A 22,162-nucleotide genomic window follows, 5' to 3' on the forward strand; every position below is an offset into this window, starting at 1 on the left:
GGCTGCGCACCGCCTGCAGTGCGGCTTTCATATTGCGCGGGTCGTTCATGGCATCGAAGACGCGGAACACATCCATGCCGTTTTTCACCGCGCGTTCAACGAAGCGTTCCACCACGTCATCGGCGTAATGGCGATAACCGAGCAGGTTCTGGCCGCGCAGCAGCATCTGCAGTGGGGTTTTGGGCATGGCTTTTTTGAGTTCGCGCAGGCGCAGCCACGGGTCTTCGCCGAGAAAGCGGATACAGGCGTCAAAGGTGGCGCCGCCCCAGCACTCCAGCGACCCGTAGCCCACGTCATCGAGCGCGGCGGCAATCGGCAGCATGTCATCAAGGCGCAGGCGGGTGGCGAACAGAGACTGGTGGGCGTCACGCAGGACGACGTCGGTAATGGCAATGGTCATGGATCCCTCCGGGAAATTAAACGTGGTGGCGGTGATGGTGAATGGCGGCGGCAATCACCGGCTTTAAGCGGGTGAAGTCGTCCACGACGGGAACGGCACGCGGTGCGGGCGCGGCGACGGGTTCCGGGAAGAAGCGAGTAATCACGGCAGACATGCCGCGAATGGCAAAGATGAGCAGGAACAGAAAGCTCAGTACGAACCCCATCCCTAAAAACATCAGGGTGAAACCTTCACCCAGTAGTACAGCTTCATTCATGAATCATTTTCCATAATGAGAGGCACGACGGTGGCCTTGACGACAGCCTTCCTGGTGAATCCGGCTAAGGAGTAGAGTGGATTTCCCTTGGCCACCTCTGGCTTTGGCCTCTACTTTTCTCCAGGTCGTTTGCGGCAAAGACACCGCCGTGCGTTTTTTTACACCATCATGCTGAACACGATGCTAGCGATAACCAGCACAATACCGCCGCCCAGACGAGAGGAAATTTGTGCATATGAAATGAGGTTCATACGGTTACAGGCGGAGAGCACTTCCAGATCGCCGGAGCCGCCGCGGTTGGCCATACAAAGACCCGCAGTAATGGATGATTCAATCGGGTAGAAGCCAATCAACCAGCCCCCGATAGCCGCGCCGACGACTGCGCCGACCACGATGATCGCGGCGATAACGACGTTGGCGAACGTCAGGGCATCGATGATCTCTTGCAGATCGGTGTAGCAAACACCCACACCTACCATCAGCACCCACAGTAGCTGTTTGGAGAAGAAGTCAGAAAGACGTTTCGCCCCGGCTTTAATCTCCGGTGAGCAAAGACCTGATGCGTTCAGCGCAGCAACAATCAGGACCATCCAGGCGAAGTAGTGAATAGAGACGCCGCCGATGCTTGGCAGAATTTTCTTGGCAACAACATAGGCCAGCAGGAAGCAGGTGGTGGATAACACCATGCCAACCGCCGTTTCACGATGGGTAATCTGACCGGCCTTTTCATCATCTTCGGTTTTGAAGGAAGCCTTACGAACCAACTCACCTTCACCGCTAAGCCAGGTGTATTTTTTGCCTATCATATCGAGGAGGGCGGCGAAAATAATGGCGAAGATATTCGCAATGGTCAGAATAGCAATAGCCGTTGAGTAATACTCTTCGCGAGAACGTCCGGTAACCGAGTGATAAATTTCAGACAGAGGCACGGCGCCCGCGCCGTTACCACCGCCCATAATCGGCAGAACGTACAGCATCATGATACGGTCGACCGGGATACCGAAGCACAGACCAATGACGATACCGAAAAGGGACGCGCCGACAATCCCGGCGAGGATGGTTGGGATATAGCCCAGCAGTGATTTTAATAGCAGCTTACGGTTTACCGACAGGATCGCGCCTGTGATCAACACTGCGATAAACAGGTTAAGGAAGTTGCTTTTATCCATTACGTTGCTGATCGCATCAATTTCTTTCTGCGTAAATATGCCAGCATAGACAAAATAAGCCGCAACCAGAAATATCATAACCGGTGCGCCACCAATATATTTATTGAAGATCGGTAAACGTTTGCCGATTTCACCAAAAATGGCCCCCATCACAAACATAAGGGCAAAACCACCGACTAAGTCAGTCGGTATAGCGTTATAGAAATGAGACAGTAATAAAGTAATTAATGCAAAGGCATAAAGCGGTAGCGGCATACCAAAGATTTTGAATCTGAGTAAATCGCTAGCCCCCTTTTTCTCCGTCGCCGAAGCCTGGGTCATGTTGGTCATAAACATTTTCCTGTGTATTGATGGATAACAAGACCCGCGCATACTAATAAATTCAATGAACCGTGAGATGTGACTATCTTCACTGAATGGTTGTGTTTTTAATTAATTTAATTATTTTTATTAACTCTGGTTAATTAAGGAAATAAAAACCATAAAGCTTATAAAAGCAAGGGGGAAATTGTGATGTCTATTCCAGACGAGTAATACAAACGCTGGCGAAATATGCGACGTTATTTGCTGACGGATGCAGAATAGAGTGAATCTAATATTTAAACGCATTTATTTGCAAAAGGATGTATTGCGTCGCGAGTCGGTCGCCATGTTTCTGGAGGGCGTGGGACTCGCCCTGGAAGACGATTGTGAAATCGCGGTATGCGCATATTGGCAGGGTGAGATAGTCGGGTGCGGTTCTCTGGCCGGGAACGTACTGAAATGCATCGCTGTTTCCCCGGTTTTACAAGGGGAAGGGCTCAGCCTCAAACTGCTGACTGAGCTGCTTACATTGGCCTACGAGTTAAACCGCAGCGAACTTTTCCTGTTCACTAAGCCGCAAAATCGGCTGCTGTTTTCTGGCGCGGGGTTTTGGCCCATTGCGCAGGCAGGTAAGCTGGCGGTGTTAATGGAGAACAGCAGTGAACGGTTAGCGCGCTTTTGTCGCCAACTGGCGCTTTATCGTCAACCGGGAAAAACGATCGGCGCCATCGTCATGAACGCCAATCCGTTTACATTGGGCCACCGTTATCTGGTGGAGCAAGCGGCTGCGGCCTGTGACTGGTTGCATCTGTTTGTAGTCAAAGAAGATGCTTCATTTTTTTCCTATACCGACCGTTGGGCGCTGATCGAACAAGGAATCGCGGGCATTGACAACGTCACGTTGCATTCCGGCTCCGCTTATATGATCTCGCGTGCGACGTTTCCCGGCTATTTCCTCAAAGAAAAAGGGGTTGTGGACGACTGCCATTGCCAGATCGATCTGCAACTCTTCCGTGAACATCTGGCTCCAGCGCTGGGGATTACCCATCGTTTTGTCGGCAGTGAACCGTTTTGTCCTCTGACCTGTGCCTATAACCAGCGAATGCACGACATTTTGCACGATCCGAAGCGTAGCGGCCCGGTTATTGAGGTCGTCGAGCTGGCGCGGGTGGAGAAAAACGGCGCGGCTATTTCCGCCTCTCGCGTCAGAAAACTGTATAGCGAACGTAATTGGTCGGCAATAAGCGCGCTGGTGCCTGCTGGCACCCTGGCATATCTGCAGCGGCATGCCGCCAGACACACTGAAACCATATGACGTAACACCGTTAACAAGGAACATAACTAATGAAAATCATTAAAGATGCCCTGGCAGGCACGCTGGAATCCAGCGATGTGATGATCAGGATTGGTCCATCCAGCGAGCCAGGAATTCGGCTGGAGCTAGAGAGTCTGGTGAAGCAGCAGTTTGGCGCGGCGATTGAGCAGGTGGTGCGCGAAACGCTGGCGAAGCTGGGCGTTGAACGCGCGCTGGTTAGCGTCGATGACAAAGGCGCGCTGGAGTGTATTTTACGCGCCCGAGTGCAGGCGGCGGCGTTACGCGCTGCAGAACAAACGGAAATTCAATGGAGTGCGTTATGAGACCACGTCGCAGTATGTTGTTTATCCCCGGCGCAAATGCGGCCATGTTGAGCACCTCGTTTGTCTACGGTGCGGACGCGGTGATGTTCGACTTAGAAGACGCCGTAGCGTTACGTGAGAAAGATACCGCCCGTCTTTTAGTCCATCACGCGCTTCAACATCCGTTCTATCAGGATGTTGAAAAAGTGGTGCGCATTAATCCACTGAACACGCCGTTTGGTCTGGCCGATCTTGAAGCCGTCGTGCGTGGTGGCGCGGATATCGTGCGTCTGCCGAAAACCGACAGCAAAAACGATGTGCTGGAGCTGGAAGCGCAGGTCGAACGGATCGAACGTGAATGTGGACGCGAGGTCGGCAGTACCAGGCTGATGGCGGCGATCGAATCAGCGAAAGGCGTGGTCAATGCCGTCGACATCGCCACCTCCAGCCCGCGCATGGTGGCAATTGCGCTGGCGGCATTTGATTACGTGATGGATATGGGCACCAGCCGGGGCGATGGCACCGAGCTGTTCTACGCCCGCTGCGCAGTGCTGCATGCGGCGCGCGTTGCGGGTATTGCCGCCTATGATGTCGTTTGGTCGGATATCAATAATGAAGAAGGCTTCCTGAAGGAAGTGCAGTTGGCGAAAGGGCTTGGTTTTAACGGTAAGTCCTTAGTGAACCCACGTCAGATTGAGCTATTACATCAGGCTTATTCTCCGACACGTAAAGAAGTTGAGCATGCGTATGAGGTGATTGCCGCCGCTGAAGAGGCTGAGTCTCGCGGTCTGGGCGTCGTTTCACTCAACGGCAAAATGATTGACGGCCCGATTATCGACCACGCGCGCAAAGTGGTGGCGCTGTCGGCTTCCGGTATTCGTGATTAAGGAAGGAACCATGAAAGAGACTGTAACCATGCTCAACCAGCAATATGTCGTACCGGAAGGATTACAGCCCTACCAGGGGGTAACAGCAAACAGCCCGTGGCTTGCCAGTGAAACGGAAAAGCGTCGGCGTAAAATTTGTGACTCGCTTGAAGAGGCTATCCGTCGTTCCGGGCTTAAAAATGGCATGACGATATCCTTCCACCATGCGTTTCGTGGTGGCGACAAAGTCGTCAATATGGTGATGGCGAAGCTGGCGGAAATGGGATTCCGCGATCTGACGCTTGCCTCCAGCTCATTAATTGATGCCCACTGGCCGCTTATCGAACACATTAAAAATGGCGTGGTGCGGCAGATTTACACCTCCGGGCTGCGCGGCAAGTTAGGGGAAGAGATCTCCGCTGGCCTGATGGAAAACCCGGTACAGATCCACTCTCACGGCGGCCGCGTAAAGCTGATTCAGAGCGGTGAGCTGAATATTGATGTCGCTTTCCTCGGCGTGCCGTGCTGCGATGAATTTGGTAATGCTAACGGCTTTAGCGGCAAGTCACGCTGCGGCTCTTTGGGGTATGCGCAGGTTGATGCGCAGTACGCTAAATGTGTGGTGCTCCTGACTGAAGAGTGGGTCGAATTCCCCAATTATCCGGCCAGTATCGCGCAGGATCAGGTTGATTTGATCGTACAGGTGGACGAAGTAGGGGATCCGGAAAAAATCACCGCGGGTGCGATTCGTCTGTCCAGCAACCCGCGTGAACTGTTGATCGCCCGGCAGGCGGCCAATGTGATCGAACACTCAGGTTATTTTTGTGATGGTTTCTCGCTGCAAACCGGCACCGGTGGCGCTTCTCTGGCGGTCACCCGTTTCCTGGAAGACAAAATGCGTCGCCACAACATTACGGCGAGTTTTGGCCTGGGCGGGATCACCGGCACCATGGTGGATCTGCATGAGAAAGGGTTGATCAAAGCGCTGCTGGATACGCAATCATTCGATGGCGATGCAGCCCGTTCACTGGCGCAGAATCCACATCATATTGAAATCTCAACCAATCAATACGCGAACCCCGCCTCTAAAGGCGCGGCATGCGAACGCCTGAATGTGGTGATGCTGAGCGCGCTGGAAATTGACGTGAATTTCAACGTTAACGTGATGACCGGTTCAAACGGCGTACTGCGTGGCGCATCGGGCGGCCATAGCGATACGGCAGCAGGGGCCGATCTCACCATTATTACCGCACCGCTGGTCCGTGGCCGAATCCCATGCGTGGTGGAAAAAGTGCTGACTACCGTCACGCCTGGGGCAAGTGTTGATGTGCTGGTTACCGACCATGGTATTGCGGTGAACCCTGCGCGTCAGGATCTGCTTGATAACCTGCGTGCTGCGGGCGTGGCGCTGACGACCATCGAACAACTGCAACAGCGCGCCGAGCAACTGACGGGCAAACCGCAGCCGATTGAGTTTACCGATCGGGTGGTGGCTGTGGTGCGTTATCGCGACGGTTCAGTGATTGACGTGATTCGCCAGGTTAAAGGCTGATGAAGGGCACAGACCTGCTGAACCAGGGCCAGGCAGTTACGCTGGAGGAGATGCTACAAGCGCGCGATAAACGTGCCGCCAGGCAGCGTCAGGCGTTGAACTGCTATCGGCTACCGTTGATTTCCCTCACGCTGGTTGCACCGGGCGCCGTTAAAAACTCAGCGGTCTGGCGGCGTGTCGCCGATTACGCAATTGCCGAAATACTGGCGCTTTGCGAACAGAAGGAGTGGGTCAACGTCTGGGAAATGCAGGTAAATGAACGCAGCGGCCCGGAATGGATGGCAGCGGTCTGTGCGCCGGCAATGGCGTTGAAACAGCACATGTCGACACTAGAGATGTGCCATCCGTTAGGGCGGCTTTGGGACATCGACATTATTGATAGCGACGGTAAGTCGCTATCACGCCGTGAACTCGGGCATCCTGCCCGGCCATGTTTGATATGCCAGCAGGATGCTCATCTCTGTGCCCGGGGCAAGCATCACACCCTTGACCTTTTGTTGGATGAAATTGCACGAAGGATTGAATGCTATGAACGTGAGCGTTGTGACTGAACGGCGTACGCCAGCGTACTCATCGCTGGCGGCTGGCGAACTTAATGGGTTGGTTGCAAGAGCGCTGCTGACGGAAGCCAGGCTGACACCAAAACCCGGTCTGGTCGATATTCGTAATTCGGGAGCGCATAGGGATATGGATCTGGCGGCATTTGAACGTAGCACTACCGCCATTGCTCCGTGGATGGAAAAGTTTTTTATCATGGGCAACAACACGGCGGCGCTGGCGGCAGAAAATGTCCTGGTGATGCTGCGTCCGCTGGGGATGGCCTGTGAGAACGATATGCTACAGGCGACCAATGGTGTGAATACCCATCGCGGGGCGATTTTCGCTTTTGGCCTGCTGAGCGCAGCAATTGGCCGACTTCTCGCGCGGGGAGAACCGTTGGAGCAAAATCGTATCTGCGACCAGGTTGCCCGCCTGAGTCGGAATATTGTTGCCCACGAGCTCTCAGCAAAAAAAGCGGGAAAACTGACAAAGAGTGAAACCCATTTCCAGTGTTATGGCCTGTCGGGCGCGCGGGGAGAAGCGGAAAGCGGTTTTCGAACCGTCAGAACGCAGGCTTTGCCGGTGTTTAACCGGGTCGTGCAGGAGCATGACGATACCCATCTTGCCCTACTGCAAACATTGTTGCATCTGATGGCGTGGAATGATGATACCAATCTGGTGTCGCGGGGAGGCCTGGAAGGGCTTTACTACGTGCAGCAGCAGGCACAAAAATTGTTGTGGCAAGGGGGCGTATTGGTTGAGGGGGGCATTGAAGCGATGCAGTCCCTCGATGATGAACTCATCCTGCGTAACTTAAGCCCTGGCGGTAGCGCGGATTTACTGGCAGTGACCTGGTTTTTAAGTCATTTTCCTGCCGGTTCCCTCTATCCTGAGTAAGTTTCTCTTCTTTCATTCTCTCCAGCAATGATTCATCCTGCGGGATGAATCATGTCTTTTACTGATATCGCTCCCTGTTTATCATTAATTTCTAATTATCGGCGATTTTAGATGGCGGCCTCCGGGCGCGCTGGTTACTCTGAAAACGGTTTACGCAATTTTTACAAAAGAGAATAGCTATGCATGAAGCACAAATCCGCGTCGCCATTGCCGGCGCCGGTGGCCGCATGGGACGGCAGTTAATCCAGGCCGCCATGGCGATGGAAGGTGTTCAGCTGGGTGCCGCGCTGGAGCGCGAAGGCTCTTCCTTGCTGGGCAGCGATGCTGGCGAACTGGCAGGGGTGGGAAAGTCCGGCGTGACCGTTCAAAGCAGCCTTGAGGCGGTAAAAGATGATTTTGACGTTTTCATCGATTTTACCCGTCCGGAAGGCACGTTGACGCATCTGGCGTTTTGCCGCCAGCATGGTAAAGGGATGGTGATTGGTACTACCGGCTTTGACGACGCCGGTAAACAAGCCATTCGCGAGGCGTCACAAGAGATTGCGATCGTTTTCGCCGCAAACTTTAGCGTCGGTGTTAACGTCATGCTCAAGCTGCTGGAGAAAGCCGCGAAGGTAATGGGCGACTATAGCGATATTGAAATTATTGAAGCGCACCACCGCCATAAAGTGGATGCACCGTCGGGTACGGCGCTGGCAATGGGCGAGGCAATCGCCGGGGCGCTGGATAAAGATCTGAAGGACTGCGCGGTCTACTCGCGTGAAGGTTATACCGGCGAGCGCGTAGCGGGCACGATTGGCTTTGCGACCGTTCGGGCGGGCGACATCGTCGGCGAACATACCGCGATGTTTGCCGATATTGGCGAGCGCGTAGAGATTACGCATAAAGCTTCCAGCCGCATGACGTTTGCAAATGGCGCGTTGCGATCGGCGTTATGGCTAAAAACGAAGAAAAATGGGCTATTTGACATGCGGGATGTGCTGGGGCTGGATGTATTATAGCGACTAAATACCTTCGTGATGTGGTTGTGGTAATCAAGATTAATTGATTACAAAGGGCAATATATTATTGCCCTTTTGTTTTTTTTTGCCCCCCGGTTATTCGGTCAGATAAGTAACGCCTTTCGCCATTCATGTTTCGACAGTTTCTTCGCCCACGACATGTTCAGCCGCAGCGGCTTACCGTATGCAAAAGGCACCTCGACCAGACTGATAAGACTGATATCCATCGGAGGGGGAGTGCTGTTCCTCGGGGGCGTTTTATCTCTTTTGCTTCAATAGGTTGGCTTTTTTATGCTGTAGTGAGGCTGGTTGTGGTCCAATCGTATGTGCCTGTCTTAAAGAAAAAGAAGCTGGATCTTTATATCGCGATTGTAATTCTTATTACATTGTCTTAATTTGCTGTTTTTTGTTGATTTTATGATGCATTTGATTTGTTTTTTATATTTTTAATATATTGATTTTTAAAATTTTTTTGTCGTTAACTTTCTTAATTTTGAATTTTTATGCATTTAATGGCATTGATGGCTATTAAGTGAGTTTTTATCGTTGTTTTTTGTTGTTTTAATGTGAAATTTGACCATTTGGTCCACTTTTTATCATGCCAGCCAGTTTTTTGCGAACTCAAGGAAGCGCAAGCGTTTTCTATCGTCACTTAGTTGATCTTTTTGCCTCTTAAACAGAATAACTTCCTTATAATGTGCAAAATAACATAAAAAATACCCGCTTTAAGTTGACTTTTATCCGGCTTAACTTCAGAATGCCGCCGTTTGCCAGAAATCCACGGGTAAGCAAATTTGCATTGCTTCATACTGACTGAATGAATTAATATGCAAATAAAGTGAGTGAATATTCTCTGGAGGGTGTTTTGATTAAGTCAGCGCTATTGGTTCTGGAAGACGGAACCCAGTTTCACGGTCGGGCCATAGGGGCAACAGGTTCGGCGGTTGGGGAAGTCGTTTTCAATACTTCAATGACCGGTTATCAAGAAATCCTCACTGATCCTTCCTATTCCCGCCAAATCGTCACTCTTACTTATCCCCATATTGGTAATGTCGGCACCAATGAAGCCGATGAAGAATCTTCTCAGGTTCATGCGCAAGGTTTAGTGATTCGCGATCTGCCGTTGATTGCCAGCAACTTCCGTAACACAGAAGACCTCTCTTCTTACCTGAAGCGCCATAACATTGTGGCGATTGCTGATATCGATACCCGCAAGCTGACCCGACTGCTGCGTGAGAAAGGCGCACAGAACGGCTGCATCATTGCAGGCGATAGCCCGGATGCGAAGCTGGCGCTGGAAAAAGCGAAAGCATTTCCTGGACTTAACGGTATGGATCTGGCGAAAGAAGTGACCACGGCGGAAACTTACCGCTGGACGCAGGGTAGCTGGACGCTGAAAGATGGTTTACCGGAAGCGAAATCTGAGGATGACCTGTCGTTCCACGTGGTGGCCTACGATTTTGGCGCCAAGCGCAACATCCTGCGCATGCTGGTGGACCGCGGCTGCCGCCTGACGGTGGTGCCAGCGCAAACCTCTGCTGAAGAGGTGCTGAAAATGAATCCGGACGGCATCTTCCTGTCGAACGGCCCTGGCGACCCGGCGCCGTGCGACTACGCCATCGAGGCGATTAAGAAATTCCTCCAGACCGACATTCCTGTGTTCGGCATCTGCCTCGGCCATCAGCTACTGGCGCTGGCGAGCGGTGCGAAGACCGTTAAGATGAAGTTCGGCCATCACGGCGGCAACCATCCGGTAAAAGATATGGACAGAAACGTGGTAATGATCACTGCGCAGAACCACGGTTTTGCGGTGGATGAAGACTCGCTGCCAGCCAACCTGCGCGTGACCCACAAGTCGCTGTTCGACGGCACCCTGCAGGGAATTCATCGTACCGACAAACCGGCGTTCAGCTTCCAGGGTCACCCGGAGGCGAGCCCAGGCCCGCACGATGCAGCTATGCTGTTCGACCACTTTATCGAGCTTATTGAGCAATACCGTCAGTCCGCGAAATAATCAGGAGTAATAAGAGCCATGCCAAAACGTACAGATATAAAAAGCATCCTGATTCTGGGCGCGGGCCCGATTGTTATCGGTCAGGCGTGTGAGTTTGACTACTCCGGCGCTCAGGCGTGTAAAGCGCTGCGCGAAGAGGGCTACCGCGTTATTCTGGTGAACTCCAACCCGGCCACCATCATGACCGACCCGGAAATGGCTGATGCCACCTACATCGAGCCGATTCACTGGGAAGTGGTACGCAAAATCATCGAAAAAGAGCGTCCGGATGCGGTGCTGCCGACCATGGGCGGCCAGACGGCGCTGAACTGCGCGCTGGAGCTGGAGCGGCAGGGCGTGCTGGAAGAGTTCGGCGTCACCATGATTGGCGCCACCGCCGACGCCATTGATAAAGCCGAAGACCGTCGTCGCTTCGATATCGCGATGAAGAAAATTGGTCTCGACACCGCGCGTTCCGGTATCGCGCACACTATGGAAGAAGCGCTGGCGGTTGCCGCTGACGTGGGCTTCCCGTGCATCATCCGTCCGTCCTTTACCATGGGCGGCACCGGCGGCGGTATCGCTTACAACCGTGAAGAGTTCGAAGAAATCTGCGAACGCGGTCTGGACCTCTCGCCAACCAACGAGCTGCTGATTGATGAATCGCTGATCGGCTGGAAAGAGTACGAGATGGAAGTGGTGCGTGATAAAAACGACAACTGCATCATCGTCTGCTCTATCGAAAACTTCGATGCGATGGGTATCCACACCGGTGACTCGATCACCGTGGCGCCCGCGCAGACTCTGACCGACAAAGAATACCAAATCATGCGTAACGCCTCGATGGCGGTTCTGCGTGAAATCGGCGTCGAAACCGGCGGTTCTAACGTCCAGTTCGCAGTGAACCCGAAAAACGGTCGTCTGATCGTTATCGAAATGAACCCGCGCGTATCCCGCTCCTCGGCGCTGGCGTCGAAAGCCACCGGTTTCCCGATTGCTAAAGTGGCCGCCAAACTGGCGGTAGGTTACACCCTTGACGAACTGATGAACGACATCACCGGCGGGCGTACTCCGGCCTCCTTCGAGCCGTCTATCGACTACGTTGTGACCAAAATTCCGCGCTTTAACTTCGAGAAATTCGCCGGTGCCAACGACCGTCTGACCACCCAGATGAAATCCGTTGGTGAAGTGATGGCGATTGGTCGCACGCAGCAGGAATCCCTGCAGAAAGCGCTGCGTGGCCTGGAAGTGGGCGCCACCGGTTTCGACCCGAAAGTCAGCCTCGACGACCCGGAAGCGCTGACCAAAATCCGCCGCGAGCTGAAAGACGCGGGCGCGGATCGTATCTGGTACATCGCCGATGCTTTCCGTGCGGGCTTGTCTGTGGATGGCGTGTTCAACCTGACCAACATCGACCGCTGGTTCCTGGTGCAAATTGAAGAGCTGGTGCGTCTGGAAGAGAAAGTAGCTGAAGTCGGGATTACTGGCCTCAACGCCGACTTCCTGCGTCAGCTCAAGCGTAAAGGGTTTGCCGATGCGCGTCTGGCAAAACTGGCGGGCGTGCGTGAAGCGGAAATCCGCAAACTGCGCGACCAGTATGACCTGCATCCGGTCTACAAGCGCGTGGATACCTGCGCGGCGGAATTCGCCACCGACACCGCCTACATGTACTCCACCTATGAAGATGAGTGCGAAGCGAACCCGTCCGTTGACCGCGATAAAATTATGGTCCTCGGCGGCGGTCCGAACCGTATCGGCCAGGGCATTGAGTTTGACTACTGCTGCGTACACGCCTCGCTGGCGCTGCGCGAAGACGGTTACGAGACCATCATGGTCAACTGTAACCCGGAAACCGTTTCCACCGACTACGACACTTCCGACCGCCTGTACTTCGAGCCGGTGACGCTGGAAGACGTGTTGGAAATCGTGCGCATCGAGAAGCCGAAGGGCGTGATTGTACAGTACGGCGGCCAGACCCCACTGAAGCTGGCGCGCGCGCTGGAAGCGGCAGGCGTGCCGGTTATCGGCACCAGCCCGGACGCCATCGACCGCGCGGAAGACCGTGAGCGCTTTCAGCACGCGGTTGACCGTCTGAAGCTGAAGCAACCGGCCAACGCCACCGTCACCGCCATTGAACAAGCGGTTGAGAAGGCGAAAGAGATTGGCTACCCGCTGGTGGTACGTCCTTCTTACGTGCTGGGCGGTCGGGCGATGGAAATTGTCTATGACGAAGCCGATCTGCGTCGCTACTTCCAGACGGCGGTCAGCGTCTCTAACGATGCGCCGGTGCTGCTGGACCGCTTCCTTGATGACGCGGTTGAAGTGGACGTGGACGCTATCTGCGACGGCGAAATGGTGCTGATTGGCGGCATTATGGAGCACATTGAGCAGGCGGGCGTACACTCCGGCGACTCCGCCTGTTCCCTGCCGGCCTACACGCTGAGCCAGGAAATTCAGGACGTGATGCGCCAGCAGGTGCAGAAGCTGGCCTTCGAGTTGCAGGTGCGCGGCCTGATGAACGTGCAGTTTGCGGTCAAGGACAACGAAGTCTACCTGATTGAAGTCAACCCGCGTGCGGCGCGTACCGTACCGTTCGTCTCCAAAGCCACCGGCGTTCCGCTGGCGAAAGTGGCGGCGCGCGTGATGGCCGGCAAATCGCTGACCGAGCAGGGCGTGACCCAAGAAATTATCCCGCCGTACTACTCGGTGAAAGAAGTGGTGCTGCCGTTCAACAAATTCCCCGGCGTTGACCCGCTGTTAGGGCCAGAAATGCGCTCCACCGGGGAAGTGATGGGCGTGGGCCGTACCTTCGCGGAAGCGTTCGCTAAGGCGCAGCTGGGCAGTAACTCCACCATGAAGAAACAGGGCCGTGCGCTGCTCTCCGTTCGCGAAGGCGACAAAGAGCGCGTGGTGGACCTGGCCGCTAAGCTGCTGAAACAGGGCTTTGAGCTGGATGCCACCCACGGTACGGCGATTGTGCTGGGCGAAGCCGGTATCAACCCGCGTCTGGTGAACAAGGTGCACGAAGGTCGTCCGCACATTCAGGACCGTATCAAGAATGGCGAATATACCTATATCATCAACACCACCGCAGGTCGCCGCGCGATTGAAGACTCCAGGGTGATTCGCCGCAGCGCGCTGCAGTATAAAGTGCATTATGACACCACCCTGAACGGCGGTTTTGCAACGACGATGGCGCTCAATGCCGATGCCACCGAGAAGGTAACCTCGGTGCAGGAAATGCACGCGCAGATCAAAAAGTCGTAAACAAAGGGTCCGGCGGATATTGCTCTAACCGGACCTGTAATATAATGTTGAAAGGGTTTCTGTAAAGAAACCCTTTTTTTATCTTGCGTAAGGTCATTCCTGGAGAAGTCCGTTTCCGTAACCACATTTTCAATGTAATAAGCACGATATTGCTCACACTAATCAATATTTAAGTCGCATACTATCTTGCATATCCACAATTTTAATATGGCTTAGTTTTTATTAGTTTGGACAGGCCGTAGCCAGATTTTTAATTTGTGAAATGGTGTGCTTATGTGTGAAAAATATGTTGAAAGACCGCTTTATTTGTTAATTGCTGACTGGATGATGGCAGAGAACCGATGGATCACTGCCAGGGAGATTTCCCGTCAATTTGATATTGAACATTGCAAAGCAATTAATACGCTCTCCTATATTCTGTCAGAAGTGGGGGAAATTGTTTGTGAAGTGAAGATGATCCCTAACCAAATTGCAGGACGAGGCTGCCAGTGCCAGCGTCTGGTGAAAGTCGTGAGTATCGACTCTCAACTCTATCGCCGATTGAATCATAATTTGCAGGAAAGAAAAGTGAGCGTGGCGAAAGCGCCGCGACTGTCTGCCGTTCCCCCCACAGAGCTAAACCGTGAGCAGAAATGGCAGATGATGCTGTCAAAAAGTATGCGTCGCTAATTATCTGTTTAACCTGATGGCGGGGTAAACGGTAATTGACGCGTAGGCCGGATAAGCGTGAGCGCATCCGGCATCAATTACTGTGCTGATTTTGGCTTCACGTCCGTCGTGCCTTTCAGGCGCGGCCGGTTTTCTTCGACCTGCGTTAACGGCTTCGTTTCAGATAACCCCGTTCGACAACGGATCGCAAGATCCTGATATTCTTTGGTATTGAGGCGTTTCCAGTGCAGCTCCTGGTCCGTAACCTGGCGTAGTACGCGCGCAGGTGACCCCACCAGCAGTTGCCTTGCCTCACCCTGAAATCCGGCTTTGACAAAACTCATGGCGGCGACAATGCTCTCTTCGCCAATCACTGCGCCGTCCATAATGACGCTATTCATGCCGACCAGGGCGTCCCGTCCCACCACGCAGCCATGTAGAATAGCGCCGTGGCCGATATGGCCGTTTTCATGCACGATGGTATCGGTATCGCAGTAGCCATGCATAATGCAGCCATCCTGCAGATTAGAGCCTGCCTCCAGGATCAGGCGACCATAATCCCCACGCAATGACGCGAGTGGGCCAATATAAACACCGGCGCCCACGATGACATCGCCAATCAGCACGGCGCTGGGATGGACAAACGCGTCCGGATGCACCACTGGGATCAGTCCTTCAAAGGCGTAATAGCTCATAGTTGTACCTCGGTTTTTTTGCCGGATGGCGGTGTAAACACCTTATCCGGCCTACGGTTGCGCATGTGCTGTAGGCCGGATAAGCGAAGCGCCATCCGGCATAGTCACATTAACGACCTTTCCACACCGGATCGCGTTTTTCGGCAAATGCCTGCGGTCCTTCGAGCGCATCTTCTGAATGCAGCACCGACGGATAATGCTTCAGTACGCCGCTGCGGATGTAGCGGTAGCCTTCTTCAACCGGCATTTCACTGGTCGCGCGATAAATCTCTTTCAGCGCCGCGATAGCCAGCGGAGCGCTATTGACCAGTTGTTGCGCCAGTTCGCGCGCGCTATCCATCAGTTCGCTCTGGCTGACAACGCGGTTCACGATCCCCCAACGCAGCGCTTCTTCGGCGCTCATTCGTCTGCCGGTCATTACCATTTCGTTGACGATAGCCGGTGGCAGCAGCTTAGGCAGACGCAATACGCCGCCGCTGTCAGGCACGATGCCGAGCTTTGCTTCCGGCAGCGCGAAGCTGGCGTTTTCGGCGCAGACAATAAAGTCCGCCGCCAGCGCCAGCTCAAAACCGCCGCCAAACGCGTAGCCGTTCACCGCGGCGATAACCGGCTTATCGAGGTCAAATATTTCGGTTAAACCGGCAAAGCCGCCGGGACCAAAATCGGCATCCGGCGCTTCACCTTCCGCTGCCGCTTTTAAGTCCCAGCCAGCAGAAAAGAATTTCTCACCGCCGCCGGTAATGATTGCTACGCGTAATTCCGGATCGTCACGGAAATTAAGAAAAGCTTCACCCATTGCAAAGCTGGTTTTGGCATCAATGGCATTCGCTTTAGGTCGGTCGAGGATAATTTCCAGGATCGGGCCGTTACGGGTCAGATGTAATGACTCACTCATAGTTCATCTCCAGATAAATAGTTTCCCGGCGGGAGGGATTCCTGCCGGAAGGTTTATTTCAGATTTTTTTTGATTATTTTTCCTGAACAGTTGCGCGGCAGGTCGGTTCTGATCTCCATAAAAGAGGGAACCTTGAATTTCGCCATATTGTTTTCGCAAAAGCTGAAAAACTCGGCTTCGCTTAATGTTTCACCTTCATTAAGGACGATAAACGCTTTAATGGCCTCATCACGGATCGCGTCTTTAATACCAACCACCACAATGTCCTGAATTTTCGGATGCGCAGAAATAATATTTTCCAGCTCGACGCAGGAGACATTTTCCCCGCCACGTTTAATCATGTTGCAGCGTCTGTCGACAAAATAGAAATAGCCATCCTCATCCTGGTAACCCGAATCACCGGTATGTAACCAGCCCTCTGGTTCCAGCGCCCTGGCGGTTGCCTCCGGCTGCATGTAATACTCTTTGAAGATAGTCTTGCCGGGGATGCCTTTAATACAGATTTCGCCAATTTCTCCGGCGGGCAGCGGGCGATTTTGATCGTCGCGAATTTCAGCTTCATAGCTAAAACCCACGCGACCAATGGAAGGCCAGCGCCGTTTGTCTCCGGGACGGTCGCCAATAATTCCGACAATGGTTTCAGTCATACCATAAGAGGTCAGCAGCCTGACGCCAAAGCGTTCGGTAAAGGCGTCTTTTTCCTGCGCGGATAGATTGAGATAGAACATCACTTCGCGCAGATGATGCTGCCTGTCCGTTGGTGCGGCGGGCTGGACCATCAGCGTGCGGATCATCATAGGAATGCACTCGGTCACCGTCGCCTGATATTTACGTACCTGATCCCAGAAGGCCCTGGCGCTGTACTTCTCCAGGAGCACAAAGGTGCTGCCAGCGGAAAAGGCTGGCATTGCGGCGGTACACTGGCAGTCGATATGAAAAGCGGGCATCACCGTCATGTACACGTCATCATCGCGCAGGGCGATTTGCCAGGCAGAGTAGTAGCCTGCAAAACGCAGGTTATAGTGGGTAATCACCACCCCTTTTGGACGCGAGGTGGTACCGGAGGTAAACAGAATTTCCGCCGTATCGTCAGTGGATAACACGGGCGTATAGCACAGCGTGGCCGATTGACGTGCTTGCAGTTGGGAAAAGTGGCTCACGCCATCGTCAGCCGGAAGCTGCTCGCCAATCAGACAGATATGATTAAGCGGAGTGCTATTGTCCTGGCGTATTTCACGGTACATAGGATAAAACTGGGCGCTGGTAACCAGCAGACTCACCTGGCTGTTTTGCAGGAGCCAGGCGCTTTCTTCGCCCAGTAAGCGGGCATTAATCGGCACCATAATGGCACCGATTTTTGCCAGTCCAAACCAGCAAAAGATGAATTCCGGACAGTTATCCAGATGCAGCGCGACCCTATCACCCTTGCGGATCCCTAAGGAATAAAAAAGGTTCGCCGTGCGGTTAATCTCTTCATTGAGCGAAGCATAGCTAAACTGCCGAACGATTCCCTCACAGGATTCGAAAATTAACGCCGTTTTATCTCCGTACACCCCGGCCAGGTCGTCCCACATCTGACGTAAGTTTTGTCCGCCAACGATATCCATATTGCTTTATCCACTGAAATCAGGCGTGAGCGCTAACCGGAAAACCGATTAGCGCATCGCGTTTAATCCTCAACTTTGGCCAGGCCTTTGCCGACCAGTTCCTTAATATCTGCTTCGCTATAACCAATGTTTTTCAGAATGGCGGCGGTATCCATGCCGTGTGACGGCATGCCACGCCAGATTTTCCCTGGGTTGTTTTTAAATTTCGGCATGATGTTCGGCCCTTTACAGGTGCGACCGTCCATTGTTTGCCACTGAGTAATCGATTCGCGGGCAACGTACTGCGGATTACCTTCCAGTTCCGGAATGGTGAGCACCTTCGCACAGGCGATATTCAGCTCAGCAAAACGCGCCTGAACGTCGGCGATGGTGTGTGTTGCCAGCCAGGCGTCCAGTTTCTCTTCGACGAGCGGGCCGTAAGGGCATTCCACGCGATGGATGAGCTGCGTGCCTTCCGGAACTTCCGGCGTACCAAGAATATGGGCCAGGCCAATATCTTTAAAACACTCGTTGATTTGCGTGATGCCGACCAACTCCATGACGATGTAACCATCGGCGCATTTATACAGGCCGCAACCAGCGTAGTAGGGGTCTTTCCCTTTCGTCATACGTGGACAGATTTCGCCGCCGTTGAAGTAGTCCATCATGAAGTACTGACCCATGCGCAGCATCACTTCGTACATGGCGATATCGATGCTTTCACCTTTACCCGTTTCGCGTACTTTGTGCAGGGCCGCCAGCGCGGCTGTCGTCGCGGTCATCCCGGAGAAGTAATCGGCGGTATACGGGAAGGCTGGCATCGGCTGATCAACGTCGCCGTTTTGGATCAGATAACCACTGAATGCCTGCGCGATGGTGTTATACGCCGGAAGATTGGTGTACTCCTCGGTACCATACTGGCCGAAGCCGGAAAGGTGGGCAATGACCAGTTTCGGGTTATGTTCCCACAGCACTTCATCAGTAATACCACGGCGGGCAAAGGCCGGGCCTTTACTGGCTTCAATGAAAATATCGGTGGTTTCCATCAGTTTCAGAAATGCTTCCCGACCTTCATCTTTGAAAATATTCAGCGACAGGGCGTGCAGGTTGCGGCGTGAGAGCTGCGGGTAGTTAGGCTGTACGCGAATGGTATCGGCCCATGCGACGTTTTCAATCCAGATAACCTCGGCGCCCCATTCGGCGAACATCTGTCCGGCGAATGGACCGGCGATTTCGATTCCTGAAAAAACAACGCGTACCCCAGCAAGCGGGCCAAAGGTTGGCATTGGTAAATGATTCATCATTTTTCTCCTGGCATTTTTTGCGGTATGTAGGCCGGATAAGCACAGCGCCATCCGGCATGATTGCCTGATGGCGACGCCCCGCGTCTTATCAGGCCTACAAGGGATCGATTAGCGGTATTGCTTAAGTACCGCACGACCCAACGTCAGGATCTGCATTTCATCAGAACCACCAGAAACACGGTCAACGCGCAGGTCACGCCAGAAACGCGTGATGCGGTGGTTGCCCGCGATACCAACACCTCCCAGTACCTGCATGGCGGTGTCTACCACTTCAAACGCGGCGTTGGCGCAGAAGTATTTGCACATTGCCGCGTCGCCGGAGGTAATCGTGCCGTTATCCGCTTTCCACGCGGCTTCCAGCAGCATATTTTTCATGGAGTTCAGTTTGATCGCCATATGCGCAAACTTCTCCTGAATCAGCTGGAAACGGCCAATAGCTTCACCAAACTGCACGCGCTGATTCGCGTAACGCGCAGCGTCTTCAAAAGCGCACATTGCGGTACCGTAGTTGGTCAGCGCGACGAGGAAGCGTTCATGGTCAAACTCTTCTTTCACGCGGTTGAAGCCGTTACCTTCCCGACCGAACATGTCTTTCTCGTCCAGTTCAACGTCGTCAAAGGTGATTTCACAGCAGCTATCCATGCGCAGACCGAGTTTCTCCAGTTTGTTGACCTTGATACCCGCTTTGCTCATGTCCACAAACCACTCGGTGTAAACCGGTTTATCCGGCGATGCACCGTCTCTCGCCATGACCACGATGTACGGGGTATAGGCGCTACTGGTGATAAAGCACTTACTGCCATTAAGATAAACCTTACCATTTTTGCGTGTATAAGTGGTTTTCAGACTACCAACATCCGATCCCGCTCCCGGTTCGGTGATAGCAGAGTTCCACATCTGCTTACCGGTGCCCCGGAACGCCATGATTTTATCAATTTGCTCCTGAGTTCCTTCACGCAGGAAAGTGTTAAAACCTCCCGGCAATTGGTACAACACGTAAGTTGGCGCGCCAAGACGTCCCAGCTCCATCCAGACGGCGGCGACGGTAACAAAACCCGCTTCCAGACCGCCGTGTTCTTCCGGGATCAGCAGGCTATCAATACCCATATCCGCCAGCGCTTTTACAAAACGCTCAGGGTAGACGCTGTCACGATCGCACTCGGCAAAATAAGCTTCCCAGTTCTCACTGGCCATCAGTTCGCGAATACCGGCGACAAACAGCTCCTGTTCGTCATTTAAGTTGAAATCCATCTTTCAGCCTCTTGATCAATTGGGTTAATAAGAATTACTTGTCTTTCCAGTGCACTTTGGCGTCTTTAATAAAGGACAGCGTCACCATAATGTTGACGAAGAACAGCGGGCATCCTCCGGCGATAATCGCGGTCTGAATCGGCTTCAACCCACCCAGCGCCAGCAGAACGATACCGATGATGCCGACCAGCACTGACCAGCCGATACGCACTAACAGAGGCGGCTCTTCACCATCGCGAACTTCGCGACAGGTCGACATCGCCAGGGTGTAAGAGCAGGCGTTAATCAGCGTGACGGTGGCAATAAAGCAGAGGATGAAAAAGCCCCACATGGTGGCGGTGCTGAGCGGCAAGGCGGCCCAGGTTTCGATAATGGCGCGCGCCACGCCGTGTTGCTCAATCAGTTGCGGAATGTTGAGGATGTTTTTATCCATCAGCAGCAGCGTGTTACTGCCAAGGACAGTCCACAGGATCCAGGTAGACGCGGTCAGACCCATCACCATCCCGAAGCACAGCTCACGTACGGTACGACCACGGGAAATACGGGCCAGGAAGATACTCATCTGGATGGCGTATATAACCCACCACGCCCAGTAGAAAACGGTCCAGCCCTGTGGGAAGCCGCCTTTACCGATGGCGTCGGTATAGAACAGCATCCGTGGCAGATGCATTAACAGCATCCCGACGGAGTCGGTGAAGTAGTTCATGATGAAGCTGGCGCCGCTGACGATAAACACCCAGCCGAGCATCAGGAAGCTCAGGTAGCTACGCACATCGCTGGCGATTCTGACCCCTTTTTGCAGGCCGCAGGCCACGCAAATCGCGTTCAGAATGATCCAGCAGGTAATGATGATGGCGTCGAGTTGCAGCGTATGCGGAATACCGAACAGCCATTGCATACACTCGGTGACCAGCGGGGTAGCCAGACCGAGGCTGGTGCCCATCGCGAAGATCAGCGCCACCAGGTAGAAGTTATCGACGATGGTACCGAACAACCCTTTCGCATGCTTTTCACCGACGAGCGGTACCAGCGTGGAGCTGGGGCGGATGACATCCATCTTGCGTACAAAGAAGAAGTAGGCGAAGGCCACGGAAAGGAAGCTATAGGTTGCCCACGGCAGCGGCCCCCAGTGGAACAGGCTGTACGCCAGGCCTATCTCTTTCGCGCCCGTGGAATTTGGTTCCAGGCCGAACGGTGGGGTGGATATATAGTAGTAGATCTCAATAGAGCCCCAGAACAGAACCGCAGCGGATGTACAGGAGGCGAACATCATGAAAATCCAGCTGGCGGTGCTAAACTCCGGTTTTTCGTCACCTAATCTCTTTTTGGCATAGGGGCCAAAAACCAGCCAGAACCAGCCGAAGAGCATGACGACCATATACCATTCAAATGCCCAACCCCAGACGTTGGTGACATAACTGAATACCGCATTAATAACGACGTTAGCGGCATCAAGATCTCTGACTGTTAGCCAGCAAAGTATCCCGACAATTATTAATGGCGGAAAAAAAACCTTCGGTTCAATTCCCGATTTTTTCTTTTCATTTTTCATAAGTGAATTCCAGTGTGAAAACGAAATTTATTTAGCGTGCCAGTCCATGAACGTTTGTTTATTTATTATTAATGATTTGTTGATAAGTTTTTAACCTCTGGGACGCCTCAATGAGTAACTCATGATGGGTATTCACTTCGGGTGATTCTGTTATCTTCGTCACACTTTTTTGCGTTGATTATTTTGTGTCTAAATTTTGATTTTTTCTTTATTTATCAATTGATTGGTTGTGGTTTTTTAACTTTTTTAAGTATCTGACGTTCAATATTGTTGAGCCAGCAAACAATATTGAAAATTTTCATATTTGGCATATTTCTTTCAATATTGGTGAGGTGCGTAACACTATTGAAAGTTACGAATATCAATGTGT

19 protein-coding genes and 1 pseudogene are annotated in these 22,162 nt (G+C 53.0%); 10 read left to right on the top strand and 10 right to left on the bottom strand.

Annotated features, from left to right (window positions below):
• The 3 genes and pseudogenes from J4728_RS22060 to citS all read right to left on the bottom strand — a co-directional run.
• Nucleotides 1-400: pseudogene (locus J4728_RS22060) on the bottom strand (oxaloacetate decarboxylase); the annotation flags it as partial.
• 16 nt (nucleotides 401-416) lie between these two features.
• On the bottom strand, nucleotides 417-656 hold the full coding sequence (locus J4728_RS22065) for an oxaloacetate decarboxylase subunit gamma (protein WP_001001154.1): 240 nt from the start codon (nucleotides 654-656) through the stop codon (nucleotides 417-419).
• 158 nt (nucleotides 657-814) lie between these two features.
• Entirely contained in the window at nucleotides 815-2,155 is a 1,341-nt protein-coding gene (gene citS, locus J4728_RS22070; RefSeq protein ID WP_000183602.1) for a citrate/sodium symporter CitS, read from the bottom strand.
• 244 nt (nucleotides 2,156-2,399) lie between these two features.
• Here citS and citC point away from each other — a divergent pair, with 244 nt between their 5' ends.
• The 7 genes from citC (at nucleotide 2,400) to dapB (ending at nucleotide 8,601) form a co-directional block, all read left to right on the top strand.
• The gene (gene citC, locus J4728_RS22075) at nucleotides 2,400-3,443 is read left to right on the top strand and encodes a [citrate (pro-3S)-lyase] ligase (RefSeq protein ID WP_208212409.1); all 1,044 of its coding nucleotides are present in this window, start codon (nucleotides 2,400-2,402) and stop codon (nucleotides 3,441-3,443) included.
• 29 nt (nucleotides 3,444-3,472) lie between these two features.
• Nucleotides 3,473-3,766, top strand: coding sequence for a citrate lyase acyl carrier protein (gene citD, locus J4728_RS22080; protein ID WP_000691461.1), 294 nt, complete (start codon nucleotides 3,473-3,475; stop codon nucleotides 3,764-3,766).
• Nucleotides 3,763-4,632, top strand: coding sequence for a citrate (pro-3S)-lyase subunit beta (gene citE / locus J4728_RS22085; protein WP_001247811.1), 870 nt, complete (start codon nucleotides 3,763-3,765; stop codon nucleotides 4,630-4,632). The genes citD and citE overlap by 4 nt, the downstream gene beginning before the upstream one ends.
• A 10-nt stretch (nucleotides 4,633-4,642) precedes the next feature.
• A complete protein-coding gene (citF, locus tag J4728_RS22090; protein WP_000665574.1) occupies nucleotides 4,643-6,163 on the top strand; it encodes a citrate lyase subunit alpha in 1,521 nt (506 codons plus the stop codon).
• On the top strand, nucleotides 6,163-6,714 hold the full coding sequence (citX, locus tag J4728_RS22095; protein WP_208212411.1) for a citrate lyase holo-[acyl-carrier protein] synthase: 552 nt from the start codon (nucleotides 6,163-6,165) through the stop codon (nucleotides 6,712-6,714). The genes citF and citX overlap by 1 nt, the downstream gene beginning before the upstream one ends.
• Complete coding sequence (gene citG / locus J4728_RS22100; RefSeq protein WP_001103238.1) at nucleotides 6,692-7,600, top strand: triphosphoribosyl-dephospho-CoA synthase CitG; 909 nt, start codon at nucleotides 6,692-6,694, stop codon at nucleotides 7,598-7,600. Before citX ends, citG begins: the two co-directional genes overlap by 23 nt.
• 179 nt (nucleotides 7,601-7,779) lie before the next feature.
• Nucleotides 7,780-8,601, top strand: a complete 822-nt coding sequence (dapB, locus tag J4728_RS22105; RefSeq protein WP_000544038.1) for a 4-hydroxy-tetrahydrodipicolinate reductase — start codon at nucleotides 7,780-7,782, stop codon at nucleotides 8,599-8,601.
• A gap of 104 nt (nucleotides 8,602-8,705) precedes the next feature.
• Here dapB and J4728_RS24135 read toward each other — a convergent pair whose 3' ends face one another.
• On the bottom strand, nucleotides 8,706-8,828 hold the full coding sequence (locus tag J4728_RS24135) for a hypothetical protein (RefSeq protein ID WP_000355310.1): 123 nt from the start codon (nucleotides 8,826-8,828) through the stop codon (nucleotides 8,706-8,708).
• Nucleotides 8,829-9,466: 638 nt separating this feature from the next.
• On the opposite strand from J4728_RS24135, the gene carA reads away from it, so the two are divergent.
• From carA to caiF, 3 genes are all read left to right on the top strand, one after another.
• On the top strand, nucleotides 9,467-10,615 hold the full coding sequence (gene carA, locus J4728_RS22115) for a glutamine-hydrolyzing carbamoyl-phosphate synthase small subunit (protein WP_000597282.1): 1,149 nt from the start codon (nucleotides 9,467-9,469) through the stop codon (nucleotides 10,613-10,615).
• An 18-nt stretch (nucleotides 10,616-10,633) separates the two neighbouring features.
• On the top strand, nucleotides 10,634-13,861 hold the full coding sequence (carB, locus tag J4728_RS22120) for a carbamoyl-phosphate synthase large subunit (protein WP_001126310.1): 3,228 nt from the start codon (nucleotides 10,634-10,636) through the stop codon (nucleotides 13,859-13,861).
• Between the two features lie 273 nt (nucleotides 13,862-14,134).
• The gene (gene caiF / locus J4728_RS22125; RefSeq protein WP_000333324.1) at nucleotides 14,135-14,530 is read left to right on the top strand and encodes a carnitine metabolism transcriptional regulator CaiF; all 396 of its coding nucleotides are present in this window, start codon (nucleotides 14,135-14,137) and stop codon (nucleotides 14,528-14,530) included.
• Nucleotides 14,531-14,607: 77 nt separating this feature from the next.
• Here the strand turns inward: caiF and caiE are convergent, their stop codons facing one another.
• The 6 genes from caiE to caiT form a co-directional block, all read right to left on the bottom strand.
• Entirely contained in the window at nucleotides 14,608-15,204 is a 597-nt protein-coding gene (gene caiE / locus J4728_RS22130; RefSeq protein ID WP_000122863.1) for a carnitine operon protein CaiE, read from the bottom strand.
• A 109-nt stretch (nucleotides 15,205-15,313) separates the two neighbouring features.
• Nucleotides 15,314-16,099, bottom strand: coding sequence for a crotonobetainyl-CoA hydratase (caiD, locus tag J4728_RS22135; protein WP_080154449.1), 786 nt, complete (start codon nucleotides 16,097-16,099; stop codon nucleotides 15,314-15,316).
• Nucleotides 16,100-16,152: 53 nt separating this feature from the next.
• On the bottom strand, nucleotides 16,153-17,706 hold the full coding sequence (gene caiC, locus J4728_RS22140) for a crotonobetaine/carnitine-CoA ligase (protein WP_208212413.1): 1,554 nt from the start codon (nucleotides 17,704-17,706) through the stop codon (nucleotides 16,153-16,155).
• A gap of 62 nt (nucleotides 17,707-17,768) precedes the next feature.
• Nucleotides 17,769-18,986, bottom strand: coding sequence for an L-carnitine CoA-transferase (gene caiB, locus J4728_RS22145; RefSeq protein ID WP_001016212.1), 1,218 nt, complete (start codon nucleotides 18,984-18,986; stop codon nucleotides 17,769-17,771).
• Nucleotides 18,987-19,097: 111 nt separating this feature from the next.
• Nucleotides 19,098-20,240, bottom strand: coding sequence for a crotonobetainyl-CoA dehydrogenase (gene caiA, locus J4728_RS22150; RefSeq protein WP_000347134.1), 1,143 nt, complete (start codon nucleotides 20,238-20,240; stop codon nucleotides 19,098-19,100).
• 34 nt (nucleotides 20,241-20,274) lie between these two features.
• A complete protein-coding gene (gene caiT / locus J4728_RS22155; protein WP_000787073.1) occupies nucleotides 20,275-21,792 on the bottom strand; it encodes an L-carnitine/gamma-butyrobetaine antiporter in 1,518 nt (505 codons plus the stop codon).
• Between the last annotated feature and the right edge of the window lie 370 nt (nucleotides 21,793-22,162).

The organism is Salmonella sp. 32070601201500089SM, assembly GCF_017573605.1.
Taxonomy (GTDB): Bacteria; Pseudomonadota; Gammaproteobacteria; order Enterobacterales; family Enterobacteriaceae; genus Salmonella; species Salmonella enterica.